24 protein-coding genes are annotated in these 24,910 nt (G+C 66.8%); 16 read left to right on the top strand and 8 right to left on the bottom strand.

Annotated elements, in window-relative coordinates; genetic code table 11:
- Positions 1–324: 324 nt before the first annotated feature.
- From GGQ89_RS18715 to GGQ89_RS18705, 3 genes are read left to right on the top strand one after another with little or no spacing between them, the layout of a single operon-like run.
- Positions 325–1,188 (top strand): DNA adenine methylase, encoded by an 864-nt coding sequence (locus GGQ89_RS18715; RefSeq protein ID WP_221239023.1) that lies wholly within the window; start codon positions 325–327, stop codon positions 1,186–1,188.
- A gap of 1 nt (position 1,189) precedes the next feature.
- Positions 1,190–1,453, top strand: coding sequence for a spike base protein, RCAP_Rcc01079 family (locus tag GGQ89_RS18710; protein WP_056436061.1), 264 nt, complete (start codon positions 1,190–1,192; stop codon positions 1,451–1,453).
- Entirely contained in the window at positions 1,453–3,045 is a 1,593-nt protein-coding gene (locus GGQ89_RS18705; protein WP_184106878.1) for a hypothetical protein, read from the top strand. The genes GGQ89_RS18710 and GGQ89_RS18705 overlap by 1 nt, the downstream gene beginning before the upstream one ends.
- A 145-nt stretch (positions 3,046–3,190) precedes the next feature.
- On the opposite strand, the gene GGQ89_RS18700 is transcribed toward GGQ89_RS18705, so the two are convergent.
- Positions 3,191–3,487: a DUF6894 family protein gene (locus GGQ89_RS18700; protein WP_184106876.1), complete on the bottom strand. Its 297-nt coding sequence runs from the start codon at positions 3,485–3,487 to the stop codon at positions 3,191–3,193.
- Positions 3,488–3,649: 162 nt separating this feature from the next.
- Between GGQ89_RS18700 and GGQ89_RS18695 the strand changes: the two genes are divergently transcribed.
- Positions 3,650–4,885 carry a tyrosine-type recombinase/integrase gene (locus GGQ89_RS18695; RefSeq protein ID WP_184106874.1) on the top strand — a complete coding sequence of 412 codons (1,236 nt, stop codon included), beginning with the start codon at positions 3,650–3,652 and terminating at the stop codon, positions 4,883–4,885.
- 165 nt (positions 4,886–5,050) lie between these two features.
- Here GGQ89_RS18695 and GGQ89_RS18690 read toward each other — a convergent pair whose 3' ends face one another.
- Positions 5,051–5,791, bottom strand: coding sequence for a hypothetical protein (locus GGQ89_RS18690; protein ID WP_184106872.1), 741 nt, complete (start codon positions 5,789–5,791; stop codon positions 5,051–5,053).
- 304 nt (positions 5,792–6,095) lie between these two features.
- Complete coding sequence (locus GGQ89_RS18685; RefSeq protein WP_184106870.1) at positions 6,096–6,518, bottom strand: DUF6508 domain-containing protein; 423 nt, start codon at positions 6,516–6,518, stop codon at positions 6,096–6,098.
- A gap of 61 nt (positions 6,519–6,579) precedes the next feature.
- Here GGQ89_RS18685 and GGQ89_RS18680 point away from each other — a divergent pair, with 61 nt between their 5' ends.
- The 5 genes from GGQ89_RS18680 to GGQ89_RS18660 are packed head-to-tail and all read left to right on the top strand — an operon-like array spanning position 6,580 to position 10,874.
- Positions 6,580–6,867 (top strand): hypothetical protein, encoded by a 288-nt coding sequence (locus GGQ89_RS18680; protein WP_184106868.1) that lies wholly within the window; start codon positions 6,580–6,582, stop codon positions 6,865–6,867.
- The gene (locus GGQ89_RS18675; RefSeq protein WP_244955818.1) at positions 6,864–7,307 is read left to right on the top strand and encodes a periplasmic heavy metal sensor; all 444 of its coding nucleotides are present in this window, start codon (positions 6,864–6,866) and stop codon (positions 7,305–7,307) included. Before GGQ89_RS18680 ends, GGQ89_RS18675 begins: the two co-directional genes overlap by 4 nt.
- Before the next feature lie 8 nt (positions 7,308–7,315).
- Complete coding sequence (locus GGQ89_RS18670) at positions 7,316–7,879, top strand: RNA polymerase sigma factor (protein ID WP_076713833.1); 564 nt, start codon at positions 7,316–7,318, stop codon at positions 7,877–7,879.
- Positions 7,880–7,923: 44 nt separating this feature from the next.
- Positions 7,924–9,714 carry a copper resistance system multicopper oxidase gene (locus tag GGQ89_RS18665; RefSeq protein ID WP_184106866.1) on the top strand — a complete coding sequence of 597 codons (1,791 nt, stop codon included), beginning with the start codon at positions 7,924–7,926 and terminating at the stop codon, positions 9,712–9,714.
- On the top strand, positions 9,711–10,874 hold the full coding sequence (locus GGQ89_RS18660) for a copper resistance protein B (RefSeq protein WP_184106863.1): 1,164 nt from the start codon (positions 9,711–9,713) through the stop codon (positions 10,872–10,874). The genes GGQ89_RS18665 and GGQ89_RS18660 overlap by 4 nt, the downstream gene beginning before the upstream one ends.
- 34 nt (positions 10,875–10,908) lie before the next feature.
- On the opposite strand, the gene GGQ89_RS18655 is transcribed toward GGQ89_RS18660, so the two are convergent.
- The 3 genes from GGQ89_RS18655 to GGQ89_RS18645 form a co-directional block, all read right to left on the bottom strand.
- A complete protein-coding gene (locus GGQ89_RS18655) occupies positions 10,909–12,090 on the bottom strand; it encodes an acetyltransferase domain-containing protein (protein ID WP_338112282.1) in 1,182 nt (393 codons plus the stop codon).
- Positions 12,087–12,701 (bottom strand): DUF1826 domain-containing protein, encoded by a 615-nt coding sequence (locus GGQ89_RS18650; RefSeq protein WP_184106861.1) that lies wholly within the window; start codon positions 12,699–12,701, stop codon positions 12,087–12,089. Before GGQ89_RS18650 ends, GGQ89_RS18655 begins: the two co-directional genes overlap by 4 nt.
- 148 nt (positions 12,702–12,849) lie before the next feature.
- A complete protein-coding gene (locus GGQ89_RS18645; RefSeq protein WP_056431830.1) occupies positions 12,850–14,160 on the bottom strand; it encodes a sugar MFS transporter in 1,311 nt (436 codons plus the stop codon).
- Between the two features lie 183 nt (positions 14,161–14,343).
- Here GGQ89_RS18645 and GGQ89_RS18640 point away from each other — a divergent pair, with 183 nt between their 5' ends.
- Both GGQ89_RS18640 and GGQ89_RS18635 read left to right on the top strand, forming a co-directional pair.
- Entirely contained in the window at positions 14,344–15,438 is a 1,095-nt protein-coding gene (locus tag GGQ89_RS18640; protein WP_184106859.1) for an aldose epimerase family protein, read from the top strand.
- Between the two features lie 13 nt (positions 15,439–15,451).
- The gene (locus tag GGQ89_RS18635; RefSeq protein WP_056431838.1) at positions 15,452–17,248 is read left to right on the top strand and encodes an IlvD/Edd family dehydratase; all 1,797 of its coding nucleotides are present in this window, start codon (positions 15,452–15,454) and stop codon (positions 17,246–17,248) included.
- A 68-nt stretch (positions 17,249–17,316) separates the two neighbouring features.
- Here the strand turns inward: GGQ89_RS18635 and GGQ89_RS18630 are convergent, their stop codons facing one another.
- Positions 17,317–17,691: a hypothetical protein gene (locus tag GGQ89_RS18630; RefSeq protein ID WP_056431841.1), complete on the bottom strand. Its 375-nt coding sequence runs from the start codon at positions 17,689–17,691 to the stop codon at positions 17,317–17,319.
- Positions 17,692–17,874: 183 nt separating this feature from the next.
- Here GGQ89_RS18630 and GGQ89_RS18625 point away from each other — a divergent pair, with 183 nt between their 5' ends.
- The 3 genes from GGQ89_RS18625 to GGQ89_RS18615 are packed head-to-tail and all read left to right on the top strand — an operon-like array spanning position 17,875 to position 20,712.
- The gene (locus tag GGQ89_RS18625; protein ID WP_184106857.1) at positions 17,875–19,020 is read left to right on the top strand and encodes a fumarylacetoacetate hydrolase family protein; all 1,146 of its coding nucleotides are present in this window, start codon (positions 17,875–17,877) and stop codon (positions 19,018–19,020) included.
- Between the two features lie 11 nt (positions 19,021–19,031).
- Positions 19,032–19,820 carry a D-xylose 1-dehydrogenase gene (gene xylB / locus GGQ89_RS18620; protein ID WP_172839592.1) on the top strand — a complete coding sequence of 263 codons (789 nt, stop codon included), beginning with the start codon at positions 19,032–19,034 and terminating at the stop codon, positions 19,818–19,820.
- 28 nt (positions 19,821–19,848) lie between these two features.
- On the top strand, positions 19,849–20,712 hold the full coding sequence (locus tag GGQ89_RS18615) for an SMP-30/gluconolactonase/LRE family protein (protein ID WP_184106855.1): 864 nt from the start codon (positions 19,849–19,851) through the stop codon (positions 20,710–20,712).
- A 257-nt stretch (positions 20,713–20,969) separates the two neighbouring features.
- Here the strand turns inward: GGQ89_RS18615 and GGQ89_RS18610 are convergent, their stop codons facing one another.
- Positions 20,970–21,701 (bottom strand): FadR/GntR family transcriptional regulator, encoded by a 732-nt coding sequence (locus GGQ89_RS18610; protein WP_056431939.1) that lies wholly within the window; start codon positions 21,699–21,701, stop codon positions 20,970–20,972.
- A 149-nt stretch (positions 21,702–21,850) separates the two neighbouring features.
- On the opposite strand from GGQ89_RS18610, the gene GGQ89_RS18605 reads away from it, so the two are divergent.
- Together GGQ89_RS18605 and araD1 are read left to right on the top strand one after the other, a co-directional pair.
- Complete coding sequence (locus tag GGQ89_RS18605; RefSeq protein ID WP_056431853.1) at positions 21,851–23,374, top strand: aldehyde dehydrogenase (NADP(+)); 1,524 nt, start codon at positions 21,851–21,853, stop codon at positions 23,372–23,374.
- A gap of 71 nt (positions 23,375–23,445) precedes the next feature.
- Positions 23,446–24,438, top strand: coding sequence for an AraD1 family protein (gene araD1 / locus GGQ89_RS18600; protein WP_184106853.1), 993 nt, complete (start codon positions 23,446–23,448; stop codon positions 24,436–24,438).
- Positions 24,439–24,910: the final 472 nt, after the last annotated feature.

The following is a 24,910-nucleotide window of genomic DNA, read 5'->3' as shown; positions in this document are numbered from 1 at the left end:
GTCCGCGGCACACCCGCCAAGGTCAATGCGAACGCTGGTCTTGCGGCCAGCGACAAGGTAAACTCGGCCAGCGTCTCGGATGGCAGTCATGAGAGACCGTATGGAGTGGCCCGCGCGCGGAAAGCTCAGGTTGACCGGCTTTGCCGGGTGGCCTGCTGAATGAAAGACCCGTTCGGGAAATAAGCAGGGCGCGGTCTCTGAGCTATCGCGCGGCTAACCGCCCGGTTCGCGGCCGGGCGAGGCGACAGTCAGAGACCGCCCCACCACTCCCCATTACCGACCATTATCGGTCACTACCCGTTCCCTGGCGACAGAGCGCCACCCCTGCCGGCAGTCCGCTGGTGGGCCAGACTTCGCGCGCGTAGCCGACGTGCCTTCGCGAAGGACAATCCCATTTCCAGCATCTCGACCCCCGCCCCGTACCTCGGCGGGAAGCGTAATCTCGCCAAGCGTCTGACCGCCCTGATCGATGCGACGCCGCATCGGATCTATGTCGAGCCCTTCGTGGGCATGGGCGGCATCTTCCTCCGCCGATCGCGCCCCGCGCCGGTCGAGGTCATCAATGACATTTCGGGCGACGTCATCAACTTCTTCCGGGTGGCGCAGCGCCACCCCGACGCACTGGCCCAGGATCTGCGCGGCCGACTGTCGAGCCGTGAGGAATTCGAGCGCCTGCGCCGCGTGGATCCAACGACCCTGACCGACATCGAACGGGCCGGTCGCTTCCTGTACCTTCAGCGCCTGACCTTCGGCGGCAAGATCCGCACCCGCACTTTCGGCGTCGACAAGACCGGCTCCAGCCGTTTCGATCCGCGCAAGGTGATCCCCAACCTCGAGCGCCTTGGCTCGCGCCTCGCGGGCGTGACGATCGAACGCCTGGGCTATGCGGCCGTCATCGAGCGGTACGACGACCCGCGCGCCCTGTTCTATCTCGATCCGCCCTATTGGGACTGCGAGGACGATTACGGCACCGGCGTCTTCGAGCGCGCCGACTTCGAGCGCCTGGCCGACCAGCTCGCCACCATTCGCGGCCGCTTCATCCTCTCGATCAACGCCACCGACGGCGCGCGCGCCGTCTTCTCCCGCTTCGACATCGAGGACGTCGAGACGACCTACACGGTCGGCTCCGGCAGCGGGAAGCGGGTCCGCGAACTCATCATCTCCAACATTTCCAACCGGAAGGACTGACATGCCCCAGGATCGCTACGGCTCGAATGCCGATACCGTAACCGCGCCCGCCAACAGGTCGCTGAATGTCGTGCCGCACGACACGAACGAGCTGGGCTTCCTCCCGAAGGGTATCATGGTCGGCACGGCCGGGACGATCGTCGGCCGCCTGCGCGACGACGTCGCTGACCGCACCTATAAGGTCTGGGTCGGATATCACCCGATGCGCTTCAAGCTGATCAAGGCAACGGGCACCACCGCTGCCGATATCGTGGCGCTCGACTGATGTTCGGCTTCGGCTTTTCCGCGCTGGCGATCGCGATCGCTGGGCTGCCCGTGTCGGTCGATCCGGCACCTCTGATGCCGACCCAGGTGGTCGACGCGGCCCGCTACATGTTCTGGTCGACTAGGGCGCGCTTTCCATCCGGCGCGCTGACGACCGCTGCGGCCGACACGAACTTCAAGCTCAGCAAGATCGTGATGAACGCGCCGGTTCACACCGTCACCAACCCGCGCTTTCATTTCAGCGGGTTTGCCTCGACCGAGGGCAGTAACAGCCCGCAGGAGACGGTCCTGCCCGGGAATGCGCAGACGATCGTCGGTGCCTGGCTTAGCGTGAACGGTGGCGCGCCGATCGCGCTGTCGTTCGGTGGTCAGCCCGGGGCGACGATCGCCAGCGGCAACATCGGCGTGTGGACCGACGAGCCCAATGTCGAAATCCCGGCCGAGGCGGCGGTGGCGGTGTGGACGCTTTATTCGACGGCGGCGGGCGAAAAGCAGATTCCGGTGTATCGTATCCAGCGGCACCGGGGCGAGCGGATATGGGGCGCCACCGATGCAGCGAGCCTTATGCCCATGCTGACCGCGCCGGATACGCCGTCGACCGCGTCGCTGGACACTGGCTTCGGCCAGTCGATGCCCGCCTATTACGGCCCGGATATGACGGTCGCACGGGGCTGGGACGGGCGTCCGGTCCTGCTGGGCCTGGTCGACAGTATCGGCGAGGCGCGACAGGAATATGCGCTCGAGGCCGATACGCGCGGCAACATGGGCTGGCTGCGGCGCTGGCTGGACGTCGATGATCCCACGTATCGCCGGGTGCCGCATTGGTTGATGGGGATGCCCGGCTGCGGGTCGGCGCGTGAGCTGGGGACTAACGCGACCTTGCGCTGGCAGGTCCTGGATCAGGCGATCGCCTTCAACACCAATTCGGCGCGCCCGTTCACGAGCGTGCTCAATCAGCTGGGGCAGAACGACTCCAATAGCAACTATTCGACGATGCAGGCCAACTGGACCGGCCTGGTCGACCGCTTCAAGTCGCGTTACCCGAATGCGCCGATGGTCGGGGTGGGCGTCCTAAGCCGCGACACTTCCAACGACATGTTCACCAGTCGCACCGGCCAGACGCCTGCCGCCTATAACGAATGGACGTCGACCACCAACGGGTGGGGCAACGGGTTCAAATGGCAGCTGGAAGCCTTCAAGGAGGCGGGCGCGGGCGGTCGGCTGACCGGCTATATCGACACGCGACCAGCGTTTTTCGATCCGGCTTATCCCGCCACCTGGCCGGTCATCCCCAATACTTTCACCCTTGCAGCCCAGGCGGGGACGGACGGCACGACCGCCTACACCACGATCCAGACCACTACCGCGCCTCTGGTCGGGGATATCCTCGTGTCGGGGAGCACCTGGCTGCAGGTCCAGGCGGTCGCAGGCGCGGGGCCTTACACCGTCACGGTCTCTTCCACGACGGCCGTGCTGCCCGCTGGTACGGTCCTGCGCCCGCAGGCTTGCCCGGAAGGCGTACATCCGCTGCCTTCGATGGTCCGGATCATCGTCGCCGCCATTTCCCAGGGGCGAAAGGCGCTGTTCGTCTAGGGGGGTATCGCGGGGGAATGACGGTCGCCTAGCGGCCCCATGAACCCGCGCTTTTCCGCCGATTCGGCGAAACCGAGGCGGATACCCCCTCCGCCCCGATGGCGGGCAGAGCTTGTCCGACAGTCTTACTTAAAACAGTGAATGATCAGTTATTGGAACGGAAACGTCGTACCGCGAGAGCTGGAGCGTCGGATGCAAGCACCGTGATCGTGAACATCACGAGGCCCACCTCGTCCGTCGCTTCGACACTCAGTTCGTCAGTTTGCCATATATCCATCGGCTCGGAGCGGATTAAATCCGCCAGGAAACAAGCCGCCTCCACTTTTGCCCTATCCATAGATTCAAAATCGAAGCTGAGCTGATCAGGCGCACGCGCCTCGCCTGAGACGCTGAAATAAAATCGCATAACAATGCGCTGACCGAAAATCGTATACCCGGCCATAATCGATATTAGTATCGGTCAACTTTCTTGGACGACCCGAGCCGCGCTCGGGGCGACCCGACATCGGGCGGATTTTGTTTCCGCCAATTCGCTCCCCAACATATCCCATCCCTAACGAACCGGCAGACCGTGTCTGATGAGTTCGTGCTTTCGGATACCAATATGCTTTCAAACGCAGCTCTGAAGAGCGCGCGGCCGAAGCCGCATGCCTATAAGATGTGGGACGCGCAGGGCCTGCACCTGTACGTCGCGCCCACCGGCCTGCGGGCTTGGCGCGTCCGGATCAGGGCTGACCGCCGCGAGGCGGTCATTTCGCTGGGCAGCTGGCCCGACGTGTCGCTCGACGATGCGCGCGAGTCGGCACGCCTCGCGCGTGGCATGATAGTCCAGGGGTCGACGCCGAAGATCGTGGCGGCGAAGCTGGCCGAGCGCCTGGCGCAGTCGGCGATCACCTTCCAGCAGCTGGCCCGCGACTGGCACGCGGCGCGGCGCGATCGGTGGACCGCAGTCCACGCGGCCGACGTCCTGGCCAGCCTCGAGCGCCATGTCTTCCCAGCGATCGGCGAGGATCTGGCGACGGCGATCACCACGCCGCAGCTGCTGCGCTTGCTCGGCCGGATTGCGAGCACCGGCGCGGCCGAAACGGCGCGGCGCATCGCGCAGCGCCTCTCGGCGATTTTCCGTTTTGCGCGTACCCGAAGTATCGTCGATGGCGATCCGGCCGCTGGCCTGGTCCGCGAGGTGGCGACCGGCGCGCCCGTCCAGCGCCAGCCCGCGCTGGAGGATCTGGGCGAGGCCCGCGCGCTCCTCGATGCCGCCGATCGCGCGCGTGTCGCCCCGGCGATCCGGCTGGCGTCGCGATTCCTGGCGCTGACCGCTGTCCGCCTCGCGGCCCTGCGGGGCGCGCGGTGGGACGAGATCGAGGGCGTCGACTGGTCGACGTCCGCGCCAGCACCGGCGGCGCTGTGGCGCATCCCGGCCGTGCGGATGAAGCTGGCGGTCGCCAAGAAGGCCGACGCGGCGAATGATCACCTCGTGCCGCTGTCGGCGGCGGCCGTCGCGGTGCTGCGCCAAGCGCGGGCCATCGGCGGCGCGGATCTGATCTTTCATCGCGGGGGCCGACCCATTGGCAAGGGCGCGATCGGCGCGCTGTATGATCGCTGCGGTTTCGCCGGGCGTCATGTGCCTCATGGATGGCGGGCCACCTTCTCGTCGGCGCTGAACGAGCAGTATCCGGCCGACGAAATCATAATCGAGCGCGCCTTGGCGCACGCACAGAAGGACAAGGTGAAGGCCGCCTATGATCGGGCGCGGCACCTCCCACGCCTGCGGTTCCTATTCGATCGGTGGGCGGAAATCCTGCTTGATACGCCAGGGCCGGGCGATTGGCCGGAGTGAGAATGGCACGGTTCGTGCCGTCCCCCCTCGATAGCCCACGGGCGGCGCAGCCGCCCGGTCCCGACGGACGCCTCTTGGCCGTCGGGTGCTTTGGGTAGGCCGGTCAGACCTGGGGGGGACCTAACAAACTGCGCATGGACCCGCCTAAAGCGGGGCCATTCCTTTTCATCTAACCCCTTGAGCCGGATACTGACCCTTAGGTGTACTCGCGCTCTCGACCTGCGCGCCGAGGCGCGCCAAGGCGTCTCGCAGGTCCGGAGAGGAAGGCACTGGCGACGGCGCTGGGGGCAAAGGCGGCGTGGAGTGCTGCTGGGTGGCGTGGGCGGCGCGGCGCTGGGCACGACGGCTCATGAGGTCGCGGAAGCGCTGGCGGACATTCTTAGGCAGGCTGCCTATGTCGAAGAAATAGGCGTTCGTGACCTGGACGCGCTGGGGCGCAAACTCGCCCTTACGGTCGGTCTTCTGTGACCGGCGCACCCACCGCAGGAAATTGTGCTGCTTCAGCCGGGCAAGGGCGCGAATCACCGTCGTCCTGGACAAGCGGCCTATTCGCGCGAGCGTGTCGATCGCGGGCTCCAGGCGGCCGGTCTTGAAGCAGATCGGCACGCCGCGCACGCCGAGCAGCATCTCGAGGACGCGGATGCCGGTCCAGCCTAGCGGCCGCACGCCCCGATCGCCCCGGTGATGATCGTCATATTCGCGGGCGGTCTGGAGGAATGAATCCCGCCAGTCCATCGCGCCCCCGACCGTGCCGTCGCCGATCGGACGCCAGACATTGGCCCGCTTATCGTCGATGTCATAGCTGTCGCGCCGGACCGTGCGGTCTTCTCCTCGCACTTTTCCGGACAGCTTTGCTGCCAGGGCCTTGGTGATTTGGCGCGTCTCCCGCGCGGCCGCGAACGTCATCTTTCGGCTTCCCCAACCGAAGTAATTTGGATGCACGAAAGCGCCGCCTGAATCGCATTATTCAGACGCGCGCTGTGCATGATGGAGGCCCCTGGGGGCCTTGATTGGGGTCGTGGGGTTTCGGCGCGTTTTCGGCGTCGCCGGTGACGACGCACGCAAAACTGCGACTTATACGGGGGTCAAAGGGGCCTCGCCCGGTCCGAAAATGGCGGAAATCCGGGCTAGGGCCTTCGTTGACATCGCAGGGGTCGCAAGTTCAATCCTTGCCACGCCCACCATCGAAAACCCCGCTAGGCCAATCGGCTTAGCGGGGTTTTTGGTTTTTCCGGTCCATCTTGCCGAGAACCACCGCACGCTCGGCGATGGCGCGCATCAGCCCTGTTTCGAACGCGCGTGCCAGCGCCCCTTCCGAGAACCGGTCGGCACGCAGCTGGAACGTCAGGATCCAGGCGATCTGGTCGATGCTCGCATCGGCGATCGCGGAAGGATGCTCGGCCATGTGCATCAGCGCGGCGCGTGCTTCTTCGTCCACCGGTTTGCGGTAATGGGCCGAAACATCCTCGGTCGCGATGGCCGCGACGAAGGCGGAGGCGGGCTCGGAGAGGTCGAACCAGGCCATGGTGATGACCCCCTCGGCGGATCGCCGAGGCTCGGTCCATGCGCCCGTCACGAAATCGGGCGCGGCCAGGATGGGCGCGAAAGCGGCGATGTTGCGAAGCGTGGCCATGTGCATATGCTGATCCTATCCGCCCCATGAGGGACGGCCACCGTTTTTGCGTAATGGTTTCATGATGACCGACCCGTTCGACCGCGATCTTGCCCGATTGGCGCACAGCACCCCGCCCGCGACCCTGGATGCGCTGGAGCGACGGGTGGCGGCCGCGATCGATGCGGGAGCGTCGGACACCGTTGGCCTGTCGGTCCGGGGACTGGCACTGGCGGGCGGCGCGGCGCTGATGCTGGGGATCGTCGGCGGCGGGGTGGTGGCCGGGCGCAGCGAGGCGCGGGCGCGGCCGGTGGAGGTCGCCGCGCTCGATACGGGACTGGCGCCCTCGACCTTGTTGCTCGGCCGATGAGCGGGGCGATGCGGCGGAACCTGCTGACCCTGGTGATCGCGTTCGTCGCGGCGCTGGCGGGGGTGGCGATCGGGTGCCGGTTGCTGATGCCCGCCGAGCCACGGGCGAGCGACATCCATATGCTGGTCCACCGCGACATCGCGCTCGACCCGGGTCAGCGAATCGCGCTCGACCGGCTGGAGGCACAGTTCGCGGCGCGCCGCGCCGGGCTGGAGGCGCGGTTGCGGGGCGACAATGCTCGGCTGGCCGCCGCGATCGAGGCCGAGCATCGCGACGGGCCGCAGGTCTCGCAAGCCATCGATGCGGTCCATCACAGCATGGGCGATCTGCAAAAGGCGACGCTGGCGCATGTCTTTGCGATGCGTCGCCTCCTTCGCCCTGATCAGGCGGCGACCTTCGACCGGCTGGTGGCGGCCAAGCTGACCGACACAGGCCGATAGCCGGGCGCGTGGGGGAGCGCGATCTGGCGGGGCTGGCGGACGGCGATCTGGTCGCGCTGGCGATCGGCGGGCGGCCGGGCGCCTATGCCGCGATCGTCACGCGGCACAAGGCGGCGCTCTATCGCCTGATCCTGGCGCAGGTCCGCGACGCCGACGAGGCGCTGGATCTGGTGCAGGAGAGTTTCGTCGCGGCGCATGGCGCGCTGGGCCGGTTCGATCAGACACGGAGCTTGCGCGCTTGGCTCAGCCGGATCGCGCTCAACAAATGCCGGGACTGGGCGCGACGGCGACGGGTGCGCGCGATGCTGGCGCGGGTTCTGCCGGTCGAGGCGGCGGCAGAGGTCGCCGACGACCGGATCGGAGGCGAGGCGGCGGCGATCGAGCGGGATTCGCTGGCGCGCACATTGGCCGCGCTCGATGCCTTGCCCGCCGCGTTGCGCGAGCCGCTGATCCTCTGTGCGGTCGAGGGATTGAGCCAGGCCGAGGCGGCCGAGGCGCTGGGCCTGAGCAGTAAGGCGGTCGAGCTTCGCATCCGCCGCGCCCGTGCCGCCTTGCGCGAACAGATCGGGTGAGGGGCGGGGTGAGGGGAGGGCCGCCTCCATGCGTATAAGAGGGCATGATCGACCCGAAGACCGCGATACGCCGCCGTGACCTTCTGGCCGGGGGCGTCGGCCTGACCTCGCTTGCCGCTTTGCCCGCGCTACCCGCCTGGGCGCAGGGCCATGGCCTGTCGGCCCATACCGGGCCGCGGGCCGAACTGACCGGCCCCGACATCACCCTGACCATCGCGCGCCAGCATATGATGATCGACGGCAAGCCCTATCATGCGATCGGCATCAACGGATCGGCCCCCGCCCCGCTGATCCGCCTGCGCGAGGGGCAGCGGGTGCGGATCACCGTGGTCAACGCGCTGGACGAGGAAAGCTCGATCCACTGGCACGGGCTGCTGCTGCCCTTCCAGATGGACGGGGTGCCGGGGATCAGCTTTCCGGGCATTCCGGCGGGTGGGCGCTTCACCTATGAGTTCCCCGTCGTCCAGGCCGGGACCTATTGGTATCACAGCCATTCGGGGTTGCAGGAGCAGGAAGGGCTGTACGGCCCGATCGTGATCGATCCCGCCGGGGCCGATCCGATCGCGTCGGACCGCGAGCATGTCGTGCTGCTGTCCGATCACAGCCCGCTTCACCCCCATGCGATCTTTCGCCGGTTGAAGATGCAGGGCGGTTATTTCAATTACCAGAAGCAGACGTTGGCGGGGCTGCTGACGGGCAAGGACCAGCCCTTGCGGGAACGGCTGGACTGGGGCCGGATGCGGATGGACCCCAGCGACGTGTCCGACGTGACGGGGGCGACCTATCGCTATCTGGTCAACGGTCATGGTCCGGCGGACAATTGGACCGGGCTTTTTACACCTGGCGAGCGGGTACGGCTGCGCTTGGTCAACGCCTCGGCGATGACCAACTTCAACATCCGCATCCCCGGCCTGACGCTGACCGTCGTACAGGCCGATGGGCAGGATGTGCGGCCGGTGACGGTCGACGAGCTTCAGATCGCGGTGGCCGAGACCTATGACCTGATCGTCACGCCGACCGAGGACCGCGCCTATACGCTGGTCGCCGAAACCTGGGATCGATCGGGCATGGCGCGGGGGACGCTCGCGCCCCGGATGGGCATGGTCGCGCCCGTGCCCGCGCTGCGCCCCCGGCCGCTGGCGACGATGAAGGATATGGGGATGGGGGATATGGAGCACGGCGCCATGGCGGGCGGCTGTTCCCCCGAACATGCCGCGATGGGGCATTGCCGGCCGGATGCCGCGCCCCGAATGGATCATGGCCAGATGAGCCATAAGATGCGCGACTTCGCCAACGCCCCCGGCCTGCCGCGCACGCCCGTCGTCCAGACGGTCGCGCCGATGCCGGTCGACCGTACCGGTGAGCCGCCCCAGGGGCTGGCCGATGTCGGACACCGCGTCCTGACCTATCGCGATCTGATGAGTGCCAAGGTCAATCCCGACACCCGCACGCCGTCGCGCGCGCTGACCATCCATCTGACCGGCAATATGGAGCGCTATATGTGGGCGTTCGACGGGGTGAAGCTGAACGCGGTGACTGCCCCGATCCCGTTCCGGCTGGGCGAGCGGGTGCGCGTGACTCTGGTGAACGACACGATGATGGCGCACCCCATCCATCTGCACGGCCATTTCTTCGAGCTGGTGACGGGGCATGGCGACCATGCCCCGCGCAAGCACACCGTCAATGTCGCGCCGGGCGGCACCGCGACGTTCGACCTGACGGCGGATGCCGAGGGCGACTGGGCGTTCCACTGCCACATGCTCTATCACATGCATGCGGGGATGATGCAGGTCGTCACCGTCCGGCGTGACGCGGACAAGGGAGCGGCGGTATGATCCCCTTCGCGCTGCTGCTGCTCGCCGATCCGATGGGGCAGCATCATCACATGATGCCCGGCATGACGATGCCCGGCATGACCATGGCTCCGGCCAAACCCGCCGCCCCGCGCAAGGCGGCCAAGCGCCGGGTGGTCAAGCCCGTGCCGAAAAAGGCTCGTGCGACTGTGCGGGCCTGTTCGGCCGAACATGCGGCGATGGGGCATTGCACCCCGGCGGATGGCAAGCCCGACGCAATGCCCGGCATGGCCGGGATGCCGAAGGAGGGGGCTGCCCCTGCCTGCTCGGCGGAACATGCCGCCATGGGGCATTGCCAGGCCAAGCCGGAGACGGAATCCATGCCCCAGGGCATGGCGATGGACCACGGGACGATGGACCACGGGGCGATGGACCACGGGGCGATGGACCACGGGACGATGGGGCATGGCGCCATGCCCCAGCAATCCGTCGGTTCCGCGCCGCCACCTCCCGCTCCGACCGATCGCGCCGCGGACCGCTTCTACGATCCCGCCGCCATGGCCGCCGCCAACCGGCAGATGCGGATGGAGCATGGCGGCATGCGCTTTTCGCAGATCCTGTTCAACCTGGCCGAGGTGCAGGTCCGTGACGGGCGCGACGGCTATCGCTGGGACGGGGAGGGCTGGTTCGGCGGCGACATCCACCGGCTGGTCGTCAAGACCGAGGGCGAGGGGGCGTTCCGCGACCGGATCGGCGCGGCGGAGGTGCAGGCGCTCTATTCCAGGGCGATCGATCCCTATTGGAATTTGCAGGTGGGCGTGCGGCAGGATGTCGGGGGGCCTGCGCGGCGGACCTATGCCGTGGTCGGGGTCGAGGGGCTGGCCCCCTATTGGTTCGATGTCGAGGGCGCGCTGTTCCTATCGGACAAGGGCGAACTGCTGGCCCGCACCGAAGCCTGGGTCGACCAGCGCATCACCCAGCGCGCGATCCTGCAACCGCGCATCGAGGTGAACTTCGCCGCGCAGGACATAGCCGACCAGCAAATCGCGGCGGGCGTCTCCAACCTCGAACTGGGCCTACGCCTGCGCTACGAGATCGCTCGCGAATTCGCGCCCTATGTCGGGGTCCATTGGGAACGCCGCTATGGACCCGCCAGCGGCGGCGGGGCCGCGCTGGCGCTGGGTATCCGGACCTGGTTCTGATGATTCCTCCCCTTCCAGGGGAGGGAATCAAGGGTCAGAAATAGCGCAGCCAGCGCAGGTCGCGGCGGCGGCGCTTCAGGTCGGCGACCCATTGGGTCGGGTAATAAAGCGGCACGATCAGCAGCAGATAGACCAGCCACATCGCTCCGACCGAGGGCAGGCCGAACACCTGCCCCTGATCGGTACCCCAGATCGCCACCGCGCCCAGATACAGGCCGCGCAGCACATAGAGGTGGAGCAGGTAGAAGCCCATCGGCGCGCCGCCCATCACCGCCAGCTTGCGCGCGATCGGCCCGCTCCGCCCCTCGAACAGGGCGAGCAACAGCGCCGCGACGCCCAGGGTGGACAGCAGGAACAGCAAGGACGGCGGATATTTGGTCAGCGCGAGAAAACTCATCACGCTGCGCAGAGGGTCGCCCGGCACCATGGCCCAGGGCGCATCGCCATAGCCGTTGATCGTCCGCAACAGGATGAAGCCCAGGATCAGCCCCAGCCCGAGCGCCGCCAGCCAGCGTTGCCGCTCCTCGGCCGGGCGGGTGAACCATGGTCCGATCGCATGGCCCAGCGCGATGACACCGATCCAGGGCAGTACCGGATAGGTCGTCTTGATGGTGATCCCCATCCATTCGAACGCGCTGCGCTTGTGGATCAGCGCCCAAGGCTTGAACCAGGGGCTGTCGGGCGCGAAGGCGATGGGGTCGAGCAGATTGTGCCCCGCCACGATCGCCAAGCCGATCGCCGCCACCGCGCCGCGCGGCAGGTGGATCAGCCCGGCGAGCGCGATCATGCACACGCCGATCGCCCAGATCACCTGCAACCAGATGGTCTGCGGCGGGAACCGCGCCGACCAGGCAAAGCCGACCAGCGTCAGCTCCAGCAGCATCAGGAACAGGCCGCGCGTCAGGAGGAAGCGGCTGGTTTCCGCACGGCTGTGGGTCTGGCCATAGAGCCAGGCCGACAGGCCGGTCAGCGCGATGAAGGTCGGCGCGCAGAGCGAGGCCAGCGTCCGGCTGAAGAACAGGGCGGGGGCGACGAGGCGCGCGTCCATCGGGTCGCCAACGGCCCAATGCGTGCACAAGGTATCCCGCACATGGTCGAGCAGCATGATGACCATGACCAGCCCCCGAACCGCATCGATGCTCGCCAGCCGCGCGGTGGCGGAGACGGGCGGGGTGTGCCCGCGCACGGCGTCATGGGGCAGGGTCAGGCTGGTCACGTATCCGCCTCCGGCCAGGGCGCGTCGATGACGAGCAGCAGCCGGTCCTCGCCGGTCCCCGCGATCGGCGGCGAGCGGTGGATGATCGCCCGGTCGCCCGCACACTCGCGCCCCTTGAACAGGCCGACATCGCCCGCCGACAGGGCGCGCGGGGCGGTTTCGTCGGGCGCATCCTGGGGCAGCCACTGGGTCGCCTGTCCGCAATAGGTGGTGATTAGCCGCAGTCGGACATAATCGGCGTGGAATTTCCAGCAGCCATTGCCCGTGACACGCTCGATCCGCACCTCCACCCGCTCCTCGCCGGTCCAGGTCGCATAGAGCATCGCCAGCCGCGCGACATCGGTGGCCAGCATCTCGTGCCACGGTTCAGCGGGCAGGGGGGCCAGCGCGTCGCGGACCTTGGCGGCGACGCCCTGTGTGTTCGCGGCAAAGCGGATCGTCGGAAAATCGGCCAGAGCGGGGGCGGGCAGGGGAGAGGGACGCTCCCAGACGGCCAGCGTCACCTGCGGCTGATCGATCGTTGCCAATACCGTGGAGTCGCTGTCGATCCGCACATGATCGGGCAGGGGCAAGGGCAGGGGTAGGGGACGGGGCGGGGCGGTATCAGCCATGGGGATCATGCGCATCATCTTCGATCGTTCGTGTTACGGTGTAACATTACCAGATCGGGTGCTATGGCGAAACCCCAAGCGCCTCCTCATGCAAAAGGGGCGGCGCCTCGCGGCACCGCCCCCTTGGTCTTATTCCCGATGGGCCGGTTTACGCGGCGTCTTCATCCGGGAAGATATTGGCGGGCTTCGACCCCCACAGCGCATAGGCGAGCACGATGACCTCGCACGCCATGGTCAGGAAGAACGAGTTCTGCAGGCCGTAATGATCGGCCAGCCAGCCCTGAACGACGACGAGTGCGCCACCGGCGATCGCCATGATCATCAGCCCCGAACCTTCCTCGGTCAGCGGGCCCAGGCCACGGATGGCGAGGGTGAAGATGGTCGGGAACATGATCGAATGGAACAGGCCGACCGCGATCAGCGCCCACATCGCCATCGGCCCGGTGGTGAAGGTGGCGATCGCGACGACGACGAGCGCGCCGAAGGCGAAGACGGTCAGCACGCGTTCCGGCGCGACCTTCTGCATCACGAAGCTGCCGAAGAATCGACCGACCATCATGCCGCCCCACAGCAGCGACAGATAGCGCGAGGCCTGGTCATGCGTGACGGCGGCGATGTTGGGCTGCGACACGAAGTTGATGAACAGATTGGCGACGCCGATTTCCGCGAGCAGATAGGCGATCATCGTCGGGATGCCGAGCGTCAGGTTGCGATGCTTCCACAGCGAATGCTGCTTGCGCTCGGCCTTGGCGGCGCGCTGCGTCGACGAACCCAGGGCGGGCAGCGGGAAGCGCGCGATGATGATGGCCAGCACGACCAGCACCACGGCGACCAGCGCATAGGGCAGGATGACCGACTGGGCATCGGCGTAACGCTGCGCCTGGGTCAGCGCGGCGCCTGCTTCGGCGGTGCCGCTGCGGCTGCGGCCGAGGATCAGATATCCGGCGAACAGCGGCGCCAGCGTGGTGCCCAGCGAGTTGAACGCCTGCACCAGGTTGAGGCGCGACGAGCCGGTTTCGGGCGGGCCGATGACCGTCACATAAGGGTTGGCCGCCACCTGGAGCAGCGTGATGCCGCTGGCGATGACGAACAGCATGACCAACGTCACGCCGTAAGAGGGCAGGCTGGCGGCCAGCGTCATGCCCAGCGCACCCGCCGCCATGATCAGCAGGCCGATGACGATCGACTTCTGATAGCCGACGCGTTCGATCAGCTTGGCCGAGGGGATGGAGGCGAAGAAATAGGCGATGAACCAGACCGACTCGATCAACGTGGTCTGGGCGTAATCAAGCTCGAACACCGACCGCAGATGCGGCAGCAGCACGTTGTTGATGACGGTGATGAAGCCCCACATGAAGAACAGGCTGGCGAGGAGAGTCAGCGCCGACGTGTAATTCGCGGCCTTTCCCCCGACAGGCGTTGCGCCGTTGGCGCGGGACGTGACGGGTGGTGCGGCCATGAAATCCTCTCCTTCGCGCCGGCGAACATCATCAAAAGATGTTCGTTGACCGGCTTGCTCCTGATATTTTGTCTGACTATAGTGACACAAAAGGCGCGTCAATGGCGTCTGGCGACGGAGGGATGAGGCATGTCGATGGCGTCAATCAAGAGCTTTCTTACATTGGTAGCGGTAACCTCCGCAATGACTTCCACGGCCGCTCTCGCGAGCGAGGCAAAGCGCGCCCCCGCCGGCTATGCGACCGAGGGTGGTGCCATCGAAACGGTGACCCTGACCAACAAGGCCGGGCTGTCGGCGCGCGTCCTGACCTATGGCGCGACGCTTCAGTCGGTGATGGCCCCGGACCGCGACGGCAAGCTGGCCGACGTCCTGCTCGGCTATGACAAGGCCGAGGATTATGTGAATCATCCCAATTTCTTCGGCGTGACGGTCGGCCGCTTCGCCAACCGCATCGGGGGCGGCCGCTTCACGCTGGACGGCAAGAGCTATCAGCTGCCGCTGAACGACAAGGTCAACTCGCTGCACGGCGGGACCAAGGGTTTCGACAAGAATCTGTGGAAGATCGTGTCGATGAAGGACGGCGCCACCGCCAGCGTCGTGATGGCGCTGACCAGCGCGGACGGCGACCAGGGCTATCCCGGCAAAGTCGACGCCACCGTCACCTATTCGCTGGACGAGGCGGGGTCGCTGACCATCGCGTTCGAGGCGAAGACCGACAAGCCGACCGTCATCAACATGACGAACCACGCGATCTTCAACCTGAACGGTGAAGGTTCGCCGCTGGGCGCGACCTTCCACAAGCTGACCATCCCGGCCGCCGCCTTCACGCCGGTCGATGCCAAGCTGATCCCGACCGGCGAGCTGAAGCCGGTTGCGGGCACCGTGTTCGATTTCCGCGCGGCCCGCGTCGTCGCCGACGGCATTCGCGACGGCAACGACCAGCAGATCCGCTACGGCCAGGGCTATGACCACAACTTCGCGCTCGACAAGGGGCTGACCGCCACGCCGCAGCTGTCGGCGCGGCTGGAGGACCCCGCCTCGGGCCGCGTGCTCGAAGTGCTGTCGACCGAGCCGGGCGTGCAATTCTACACGGGCAATTTCCTCGACGGCACCTATGTCGGCAAGAAGGGCCATCTGTACCGCATGGGTGACGGCATCGCCCTGGAGCCGCAGAAATTCCCGGATTCGCCCAACAAGCCGTCCTTCGTCTCCCCGCGCGTCGATCCGGGTAAGCCCTACCGGCATACCATGATCTATCGCTTCTCCACCGTTCGCTGACCGAAAGCCTGACATGACCGACACGCCCACCCAGAAGCTGCGCAGCCGCGCCTGGTTCGACAATCCCGAGAATATCGACATGACCGCGCTCTATCTGGAGCGTTATCTGAACTTCGGCCTTTCGCTGGAGGAGCTTCAGTCGGGCAAGCCGATCATCGGCATCGCGCAGAGCGGCTCCGATCTCTCGCCCTGCAACCGCCACCATCTGGTGCTGGCCGAGCGCGTTCGCGAAGGCGTGCGCGAGATGGGCGGCATCGTCCTGGAATTCCCGGTCCACCCGATCCAGGAAACCGGCAAGCGCCCGACCGCCGGTCTCGACCGCAACCTGTCCTATCTGGGGTTGGTCGAGGTGCTGTACGGCTATCCGCTCGACGGCGTGGTGCTGACGATCGGCTGTGACAAGACGACCCCGGCGATGCTGATGGCGGCCGCGACGGTCAACATCCCGGCGATCGCGCTGTCGGTCGGGCCGATGCTCAACGGCTGGCACAAGGGCGAGCGCACCGGCTCGGGCACCATCGTCTGGAAGGCGCGCCAGATGCTGGCGGCGGGCGAGATCGACGATGCGGAGTTCATCCGCCTGGTCGCGTCGTCGGCCCCCTCGACCGGCTATTGCAACACCATGGGCACCGCGACCACGATGAACTCGCTGGCCGAAGCGCTGGGCATGTCGCTGCCGGGCTCGGCGGCGATCCCCGCGCCGTATCGCGATCGCCAGGAAGTCGCCTATCTCACCGGCAAGCGCATCGTGGAGATGGTGAACGAGGATCTGAAGCCCTCCGAGATCCTGACCAAGGACGCGTTCCACAATGCGATCAAGGTCAACTCGGCCATCGGCGGTTCGACCAACGCGCCGATCCACCTCGCTGCCATCGCGCGTCACATCGGCGTCGACCTGCCCGTGCAGGACTGGGAAAGCGAGGGGCACAAGGTGCCGCTGCTCGTGAACCTGCAGCCTGCGGGCGAGTATCTGGGCGAGGATTATTACCGTGCGGGCGGCGTGCCCGCCGTGGTCAACCAGCTGATCGAGCAGGGGCTGATCCACGAGGATGCACTGACCGTCAACGGCAAGACCATGGGCGAGAATTGCCGTGGCGTCGCCATCGAGGACGAAAAGGTCATCCGTCCCTTCGCCCAGCCGCTGGTCGAGGAGGCGGGCTTCATCGTGCTGTCGGGCAATCTGTTCGACGCCGCGATCATGAAGACCAGCGTGATCTCGCCCGAATTCCGCGAGCGTTATCTGTCCAACCCCGACGACCTGAACGCCTTTGAAGGTCCGGCGGTCGTGTTCGACGGGCCGGAGGATTATCACCACCGGATCGACGATCCCGCGACCGGCATCACGCCCGAAACGCTGTTGTTCATGCGCGGCGCGGGGCCGATCGGCTATCCGGGCGCGGCGGAAGTCGTCAACATGCGTCCGCCCGCCTATCTGATCACCGAGGGCGTGCATTCGCTGCCCTGCATCGGTGACGGCCGTCAGTCGGGTACGTCGGGATCGCCCTCGATCCTGAACGCCAGCCCCGAGGCGGCGGCGATGGGCGGCCTGGCGCTGATCCAGACCGGTGACCGAGTGCGTATCGACCTGAACACGGGGAGCGCCAACATCCTCATCTCCGAGGAAGAACTGGCCGAGCGTCGCAAGACCCTGGCGGCGGCGGGCGGGTATAAATACCCGGCCTCGCAGACCCCGTGGCAGGAAATCCAGCGTTCGGTGGTCGGTCAGATGTCGACCGGCGCGATCCTGGAGGGCGCCGAGAAGTATCAGCGCATCGCCCAGACCCAGGGTCTGCCGCGCGACAACCACTGATAGGGGCACTGATGATCAGGTCGACCGGCCGGGCGGATCATCCCGCCCAGCCGGTCGACCGATCGGGTTCAGTGATTCTGCAGCCAGGCCAGGGCGGCATCGTGCGACAGGAAGGCGTCGAGATGCGCGAGCGGGTAGTTTTTCCGAACCTGCAATTTCAGCGGGCTGGAATCGACGACCAGGGCCAGGCGATCGTCGGGATGATAATGGGCGACGATCCCGTCGCGCATGGCCTGCACCATGGCCATCGACATGATGGGGGCGCCCCGCCGGTCGATCAACGCCTTGGCATATCCCAGCTGGCGGCGCGATTCGTCAAGAAAGGGCTTGAAGGCCAGCCAGTAGCGATTGGCGATTTCCGGGGACCACGGGCCATGTGCGCGAACGTGGATGATGTACCGATCGTCCATCGTAACGGTGAACGCGGGATCTTCGATACGCATGCGATTCCTGTGCACTGGCCGCCGCCGAGGAGAAGGGGCCGTTGCCCAAGTCCTAGACGGGTACAGGCGGGATTTGAACACGCTGCATTTGTGGAACGCCCCAGAACGGGGCGGCCGACCCGGGCCCCCTTGACCTGAACCGGACAGCAATCGATACCGCTAACAAATCTGCGGAGAGGAATTATGGCCAGCAATCATACCGACCTGATGGGCGCTTTGCCGGACGATTGGCGCGACGGACGCTTTGTCGGCCGGATCGACCGGGGCGAGGGGCCTTGCCCCATTCTGGTCGAGAACGGCCAGGTCTATGACATGAGCCGCGTAGCCCCCACCGTCTCGGCGCTGCTGGCGAGCGCCACGGTCGAGGCATCGCAGGGCGAGGCGCTGGGCGAACTGGCCGATCTGAACCTGTCGCCGGAAGCGGGCGCGGCCCATCGGCTGTTGTCGCCGATCGACCTGCAATGCGTGAAGGCGGCGGGCGTGACCTTTGCCGTGTCCGCACTGGAGCGCGTGATCGAGGAGCGCGCGCGCGGCGACCATGCCAAGGCGGCGGGTCTTCGCGGCACGCTGGAGTCGGCACTCGGCGGCAATATCCGCTCGGTCGTGCCTGGCTCGCCCGAGGCCGCGCAGCTAAAGGACGCGCTGATCGCCGAAGGTCTATGGTCGCAATATCTGGAGGTCGCGATCGGCCCGGATGCGGAGATCTTCACCAAGTCGCCGGTGCTGTCGACGGTGGGATGGGGAATGCCGGTCGGCGTCCGTTCCGACTCGACCTGGAACAACCCGGAGCCGGAAGTGGTGCTGGTCGCCGATGCCCATGGCAAGGCGGTCGGCGCGACGCTCGGCAACGACGTCAATCTGCGCGATTTCGAGGGGCGCTCGGCGCTGCTGCTGGGCAAGGCGAAGGACAATAATGCGTCCTGCTCGCTCGGCCCGCTCGTCCGCCTGTTCGACGACGGCTTCACCATGGACGATGTCCGGTCGAGCGAGGTCAAGCTGACCATCACCGGCACCGACGGCTATGTGCTGGAAGGCGCCAGCTCGATGGACCAGATCAGCCGCGATCCCGAGGATTTGCTCGGCCAGGCGCTCAGCGAGCATCATTACCCGGACGGCCTCGTCCTGTTCCTCGGCACGCTGTTCGCGCCGACCCAGGACCGTGACGAGCCCGGCCGCGGCTTCACCCACAAGGTCGGCGACACGGTCGTCATCACCAATCCGCGCCTCGGCACGCTGGTCAATCCGGTGATGACCTCGGCCGATGCCCCCGCCTGGACCTTCGGTCTGGGCGACCTGATGCGCAACCTGGCCAAGCGCGGCCTGTTGTGACGGAGACTTCCATGTTGCAGAAGACCAGTGCCGCGACCGACATGGTCGCGCGCTACCCCAGCCTGATCGACAAGCGCGTCATCGTGACGGGCGGCGGCTCGGGGATCGGCGAGGGGCTGGTCGAGGCGTTCGTGGCGCAGGGCGCGCGCGTTGCCTTCGTCGACATTGCCGAGGATGCGGCCCAGGCGCTCGTCGACCGGCTGACCCCCGATGCGCGTCATGCGCCGATCCAGCGCCACTGCGACCTGACCAACCTCGACAGCCTGAAGGCGATCTTCGCCGATCTGGAAGAGGCGCTGGGCGGTGTCGATATCCTGGTCAACAATGCGGGCAATGACGATCGCCACAGCATCGAGGACGTCACCCCGGCCTATTGGGACGAGCGGTTGAACGTCAATCTGCGCCACCAGTTCTTCGCCGCGCAGGCGGTGATCCCCGCAATGAAGCGGGCAGGCGGCGGCGCGATCCTGAATTTCGGGTCGATCAGCTGGCATCTGGGTCTGAACGACCTGGTCCTCTACCAGACCTGCAAGGCCGCGATCGAGGGGCTGACCCGCAGCCTCGCGCGCGATCTGGGGCGCGAGAATATCCGCGTGAACACCATCGTGCCGGGCAATGTGCAGACGCCGCGCCAGGAAAAATGGTATACCCCCGAAGGCGAGGCGGAGATCGTCGCGGCCCAGTGCCTCGACGGGCGTATCCAGCCATCGGACGTCGCGGCCCTGGTGCTGTTCCTCGCGTCGGACGATGCGAAGATGTGCACCGGCCACGACTATTTCATCGACGCCGGTTGGCGGTAACAAACCGGGCGAGAGCAAGGAGAGAGTGATGCAGCAGGCCGAACATTGCCTGACCGTGGGTGCAACGCTGGGCGAAGGCCCGATCTGGGTCGATGACGCGCTTTGGTTCGTCGATATCAAGCAGCAGCGCATCTACCGCCATGATCCGGCTGCCGGCACGCTCGATCACTGGGCCTCGCCCGAAATGGTCGGCTGGATCGTCCCGGCGCAGCGCGGTGGTTTCGTCGCCGGGCTGAAGTCGGGGCCGCATCACTTCGATCCCGCGACCGGCGGTTTCGAACGGCTGGCCGAGGTCGACACGCATCTGCCCGCCAATCGCCTGAACGATGCCTGTGTCGACGGGCAGGGGCGGATCTGGTTCGGCACGATGGACAATGACGAGACCTCGCTGTCGGGCCGCCTGTTCCAATGGGCCGCAGGACTGGTCACGCCGACCAATGCGGATGCGGTGTGCATCACCAACGGTCCCGCCATCTCGCCGGACGACTCGACGCTCTATCATGTCGATACGCTGGGCAAGGTGATCCTGGCGCATCCGATCCTGGGTGACGGCACGCTCGGCCCCTCGACCGAGTTCGCGCGGTTCGGCGATGCGGACGGCCATCCCGATGGCGCGATCTGCGATGCCGAGGGTGGCGTGTGGGTCGGCTTCTTCGGCGGCTGGGCCGCACGGCGCTATGGCCCGGACGGCGTGCTGACCGACGAGGTTCGCTTCCCCGTGTCCAACATCACGAAGATCGCGCTGGGCGGCCCTGATGGCCGCACCGCCTATGCCACCACCGCGCGGCAGGGTCTGTCGGAAGAGCAACTGGCCGAGCAGGTCCAGGCGGGCGACATCTTCACTTTCCGGGTCGAGGTCCCGGCCAAGCCGGTCCATCGCGCGGCGATTTGAAACGGCCTGGGAGAAGTGGACGGTCAACTGGACGGATCGACATTCCTCCCCTGTAAGGGGAGGGGGACCAGCGAAGCTGGTGGAGGGGTGTCACCACTGGCGAGGTTGGTCCGCGCCCCATGCCTGGACACCCCTCCGTCAGGCCTTCGGCCTGCCACCTCCCCTTCCAGGGGAGGAAAGTGTGTCGAAACGCCGCGGATCCCCATTCCCGAACCCGGCGTCTCGGGTGGCCCGCTCCCTTCGCGGGAGCGGGCCTTCTATCCCTCCATCGCGCTGCGCGTATCCTCCAGCGCCAGATCGACGAGCAGCCGCATCGCCTCTCCCGCCGCCTCGACATCGCCCGCGGCGATCGCGTCATAGACCTTTACATGGTCGGGCACCGGATTGCGGGGCAGCGCGCGCGACCGCTGCTTGAACTGGGTGGTCCAGGCGACCGCCGCGCCGATGCTGGCGGACAGCACGACCAGCGCGTCGTTGCGCGTCGCGGAGAGCACCGCATTGTGGAAGTCCCGGTCGGCGGCCCGCCCCGCATCGGTGGCCAGCGTATGGCGGCGCATCGCCCCCAGGGCGTCGCGCATGTCCTTCAGGTCGGTCTTGTCGCGACGCTCGGCCGCCAGTCGGGCGGCGGCAGGCTCGACGATGGCGCGAAGTTCGAACAGGCTGCGCACGAAGTGAATGTCCGGCTCGCCCGAAAAGGCCCAGGCCAGCACATCGGGGTCGAGCAGGTTCCAGCGGCTGCGCGGCAGGACACGCGTGCCGGTCTTGGGTCGGCTTTCGACCAGCCCCTTGGCGCTCAGCACCTGCACCGCTTCCCGGTACGCGCTGCGCGACACGTCGAGCGCCTCGGAAAAGGCGACTTCCCCCGACAGCGTGTCGCCAGGTCGATACTCGCCCGAGACGATCGCCGCGCCCAATTTGTGCGCGATCGCGCCATGCAGGCGGCGGCCGGTGCCGCGCCGGGCCTTGGGGGCGGCCTCGTCAGACCCCATCTCTCCGACGGTTTCGGGCGGCGCGTCGCCGTTCGTCATGCTGTCATTCATCGATCGTACCTCTCCGCCCCCATCCTTACCCACAACCTTTAACATTGCCATCGCTCCGTCAAACTAATATGTCGGAGTAATATAAAGGAGCTTCCCCTATGACCGATTTCCGTTCGATCGACGCCGCCACCGGCCAGCCGGTGGGCGACGCCTTTGCGGTGCACGGACCGGCCGATGTCGAGGCGGCCTGCGCCGCGGCGGAGGAGGCGTTCGACGTCTATCGCGCCACCAGCCGCGAGGAGCGCGCCGCGTTCCTCGACAAGATCGGTGCCGAGATCATGGCGATCGGCGACGACCTGATCCAGGCGGCGATGCGCGAGAGCGGCCTGCCGCGTGCGCGCCTGGAGGGCGAGCGTGGCCGCACCGTCGGCCAGCTGGGCCTGTTCGCCAAGGTGCTGCGCGCCGGGGCCTATCTGCAGGTCCGCATCGACCCCGCCATGCCCGACCGTCAGCCGCTGCCGCGTCCCGACCTGCGCCTGCGCATGGTGCCGCTGGGTCCCGTCGCGGTGTTCGGCGCGTCGAACTTCCCGCTCGCCTTCTCGACCGCCGGTGGCGACACCGCCTCGGCGCTGGCCGCCGGCTGCCCGGTCGTGGTCAAGGGCCATCCCGCCCATCCGCAGACCGGCGCGCTGGTCGCCGCCGCGATCGAGCGGGCGGTCGAAGCCTGCGGCCTGCCCAAGGGCGTGTTCAGCCACCTGACCGGCCCGAGCAACGAACTGGGTGCGGCGCTGGTCCGCGATCCGCGCATCGCGGCGGTCGGCTTCACCGGCTCGCGCGCGGGTGGCCTGGCGCTGGTCAAGATCGCGCAGGAACGCCCGGTGCCGATCCCCGTCTATGCCGAAATGTCGAGCATCAACCCGGTCGTGCTGATGCCCGAGGCGCTGAAGGCGCGCGGCGCGGCGCTGGGCACCGCGTTCGTCGGTTCGCTGACCATGGGCGCCGGGCAGTTCTGCACCAATCCGGGCCTGCTGCTCGCCATCGAGGGCGAGGGGCTTGACGCATTCGTCGAGGCCGCGCGTACCGCGCTGCCCGAGGCAGCGGCGCAGACCATGCTGACGCCGGGCATCCATGCCGCCTACACCAAGGGCACCGAATCGCTCGCCAGCCATGACAAGGTCGAGACGATCGCGCAGGGCAAGGTGGGCGAGGGCATCACCGCCGGTCGCGCCGCCTTCTTCCAGACCACGGCCGAGGCGTTCCTCGCGGACGAGGCACTGGGCCATGAGGTGTTCGGCGCATCGTCGATCCTGGTCCGCTGCCGCGACGAGGCGGAACTGATCGCCGTGCTCAAGGCCGCCGAGGGTCAGTTGACCGCGACGATTCAGATGGACGAGGGCGATACCGACATGGCCGCGCGGCTGGTGCCGGTGCTCGAGCGCAAGGCGGGCCGTATCCTCGCCAATGGCTGGCCGACCGGCGTAGAGGTTGCCCATGCGATGGTACATGGCGGGCCGTTCCCCTCGACCTCGGACGCACGCACGACCTCGGTCGGCAGCCTGGCGATCGACCGTTATCTGCGGCCGGTATCGTACCAGAACCTGGCGGCCGCGCTGTTGCCGCAGGATCTGAAGGACGAAGCCGCGGGCACGCTGCCCCGCCTGGTCGATGGCCAGCCGGGCTAAGGAATGACGGGGCGCGGGCCGGATCAGGGTCCGCGCCCCTTTTTGTTGAAAAGATATCAGGGGAGGATTTGATGGCTGATCGTCTGTTGCAGCACCGCGCGCCCTCGGGTGAGCGCTCGGTCATTCTGGCGCGCGGCGACCAGGCCGCGTTCGTGCCGGGCGTCGAGAGCGTCATTGCGCTCGCCCAGCGTGCGATCGCGGAAGGCCGGTCGCTGCTCGATACCGCGCTGGCTTGCGGTCAGGGTGAGAGCGTCGATCTGGCGGCCGAACTGGCGGCGGGGCATCTGATCGCGCCGATCGACCACGCCGATCCCGCGCATTGCGTCATGACCGGCACCGGCCTGACCCATCTCGGCTCGGCCGAGGGGCGCGACAAGATGCACCGCGATGCCGCCGCCGCCGCGCACCAGACCGACTCGATGCGCATGTTCCTGGAAGGCGTCGAGGGCGGCAAGCCCGGCAAAGGCCAGGTCGGCCAGCAGCCGGAATGGTTCTACAAGGGGGACGGCTCGCAGCTGGTCGGCCCCGGCGACGCGCTGGAAATGCCCGCCTTTGCACAGGACGGCGGCGAAGAGCCCGAACTGGCGGGCATTTATCTGATCGGGCCCGACGGCACCCCGCATCGCCTGGGCCTGTGCCTCGCCAACGAATTTTCGGACCATGTGACCGAGCGTCACAACTATCTCTGGCTGGCCCACAGCAAGCTGCGCCCTGCCGCGCTGGGCGCCGAACTGCTGCTCGGCGAGGTGCCCGACCATATCGAGGGCACCAGCAAGGTGGCGCGCGACGGTCGGACCATCTGGGAAAAGCCGTTCCTGTCGGGCGAGGCGAACATGTCGCACAGCCTGGCGAATCTCGAGCATCACCATTTCAAATATGCGCTGTTCCGTCGTCCGGGGGACGTGCATGTCCATTTCTTCGGCACGGCGACGCTGTCCTTCTCGGACGGCATCCGTACCCAGGAAGGCGATGTGTTCGAGATCGCGGCGGCGCCGTTCACGCTGCCGCTCGCCAATCCGCTCAAGCGGACCGAGGATAAGCCGGTAACGGTCGGCCGTCTCTGAACGCCTGATTCTCAACCGTCCTATGATCGGGGGCGTCCTTTCCGAAGGGGAAGGGCGCCCCTGCCATGTCGGGCGCTGTGATTCTGTCCATGATTCCCGGCTTTTCAGCCCTGTGATTCGAGGAGGCACGCCCCACCGGGCATATGGTTCCGGAGCGGATGCCGGAAATAGGATCGGCCAAACCACTGAAAAACGGCATATTTGTCGAATTTTTACGGAAAAATGAAAATCGGCTGTTGACGGTTCGGGGTGACCCCGCCTAGAGGGGTGTCACCGCAACGGAGCGGGTCGCTGAGGCGGCTTCGGGGTTGCGGTACTGGCATTGGGATGCTGGCGCTCTGGGTCTCTAGACCGAAAGGTTTAGGGGTGGAAGACGCGCCGGTATTTGTTGTCGGGCTCTTTGACATTGTAGGTTAGATGAAGGGACATGCGGGCGGCGGCTTGGCGGTTGTTCTGGGCATTCAAGGTGCTC

It is taken from the genome of Sphingomonas yabuuchiae, assembly GCF_014199595.1.
GTDB classification, from domain to species: Bacteria; Pseudomonadota; Alphaproteobacteria; order Sphingomonadales; family Sphingomonadaceae; genus Sphingomonas; species Sphingomonas yabuuchiae.
This window is presented reverse-complemented; position numbering and strand designations above follow the sequence as displayed.

Excerpts from the sequence above, each read along its gene's own strand:
- GGQ89_RS18700 (WP_184106876.1), bottom strand. The coding sequence starts at position 3,487 with ATGGCCGGGTATACGATTTTCGGTCAGCGCATTGTTATGCGATTTTAT.
- GGQ89_RS18665 (WP_184106866.1), top strand. The coding sequence starts at position 7,924 with ATGATCGACCCGAAGACCGCGATACGCCGCCGTGACCTTCTGGCCGGG.
- GGQ89_RS18695 (WP_184106874.1), top strand. The coding sequence starts at position 3,650 with ATGCTTTCAAACGCAGCTCTGAAGAGCGCGCGGCCGAAGCCGCATGCC.
- araD1 (WP_184106853.1), top strand. The coding sequence starts at position 23,446 with ATGGCTGATCGTCTGTTGCAGCACCGCGCGCCCTCGGGTGAGCGCTCG.
- GGQ89_RS18625 (WP_184106857.1), top strand. The coding sequence starts at position 17,875 with ATGGCCAGCAATCATACCGACCTGATGGGCGCTTTGCCGGACGATTGG.
- GGQ89_RS18615 (WP_184106855.1), top strand. The coding sequence starts at position 19,849 with ATGCAGCAGGCCGAACATTGCCTGACCGTGGGTGCAACGCTGGGCGAA.
- GGQ89_RS18685 (WP_184106870.1), bottom strand. The coding sequence starts at position 6,518 with ATGGCCACGCTTCGCAACATCGCCGCTTTCGCGCCCATCCTGGCCGCG.
- GGQ89_RS18630 (WP_056431841.1), bottom strand. The coding sequence starts at position 17,691 with ATGCGTATCGAAGATCCCGCGTTCACCGTTACGATGGACGATCGGTAC.
- GGQ89_RS18650 (WP_184106861.1), bottom strand. The coding sequence starts at position 12,701 with ATGGCTGATACCGCCCCGCCCCGTCCCCTACCCCTGCCCTTGCCCCTG.
- GGQ89_RS18640 (WP_184106859.1), top strand. The coding sequence starts at position 14,344 with ATGACTTCCACGGCCGCTCTCGCGAGCGAGGCAAAGCGCGCCCCCGCC.
- GGQ89_RS18605 (WP_056431853.1), top strand. The coding sequence starts at position 21,851 with ATGACCGATTTCCGTTCGATCGACGCCGCCACCGGCCAGCCGGTGGGC.
- GGQ89_RS18680 (WP_184106868.1), top strand. The coding sequence starts at position 6,580 with ATGATGACCGACCCGTTCGACCGCGATCTTGCCCGATTGGCGCACAGC.
- GGQ89_RS18635 (WP_056431838.1), top strand. The coding sequence starts at position 15,452 with ATGACCGACACGCCCACCCAGAAGCTGCGCAGCCGCGCCTGGTTCGAC.
- GGQ89_RS18690 (WP_184106872.1), bottom strand. The coding sequence starts at position 5,791 with ATGACGTTCGCGGCCGCGCGGGAGACGCGCCAAATCACCAAGGCCCTG.
- GGQ89_RS18610 (WP_056431939.1), bottom strand. The coding sequence starts at position 21,701 with ATGGGGTCTGACGAGGCCGCCCCCAAGGCCCGGCGCGGCACCGGCCGC.
- xylB (WP_172839592.1), top strand. The coding sequence starts at position 19,032 with ATGTTGCAGAAGACCAGTGCCGCGACCGACATGGTCGCGCGCTACCCC.
- GGQ89_RS18710 (WP_056436061.1), top strand. The coding sequence starts at position 1,190 with ATGCCCCAGGATCGCTACGGCTCGAATGCCGATACCGTAACCGCGCCC.
- GGQ89_RS18660 (WP_184106863.1), top strand. The coding sequence starts at position 9,711 with ATGATCCCCTTCGCGCTGCTGCTGCTCGCCGATCCGATGGGGCAGCAT.
- GGQ89_RS18645 (WP_056431830.1), bottom strand. The coding sequence starts at position 14,160 with ATGGCCGCACCACCCGTCACGTCCCGCGCCAACGGCGCAACGCCTGTC.
- GGQ89_RS18705 (WP_184106878.1), top strand. The coding sequence starts at position 1,453 with ATGTTCGGCTTCGGCTTTTCCGCGCTGGCGATCGCGATCGCTGGGCTG.
- GGQ89_RS18675 (WP_244955818.1), top strand. The coding sequence starts at position 6,864 with ATGAGCGGGGCGATGCGGCGGAACCTGCTGACCCTGGTGATCGCGTTC.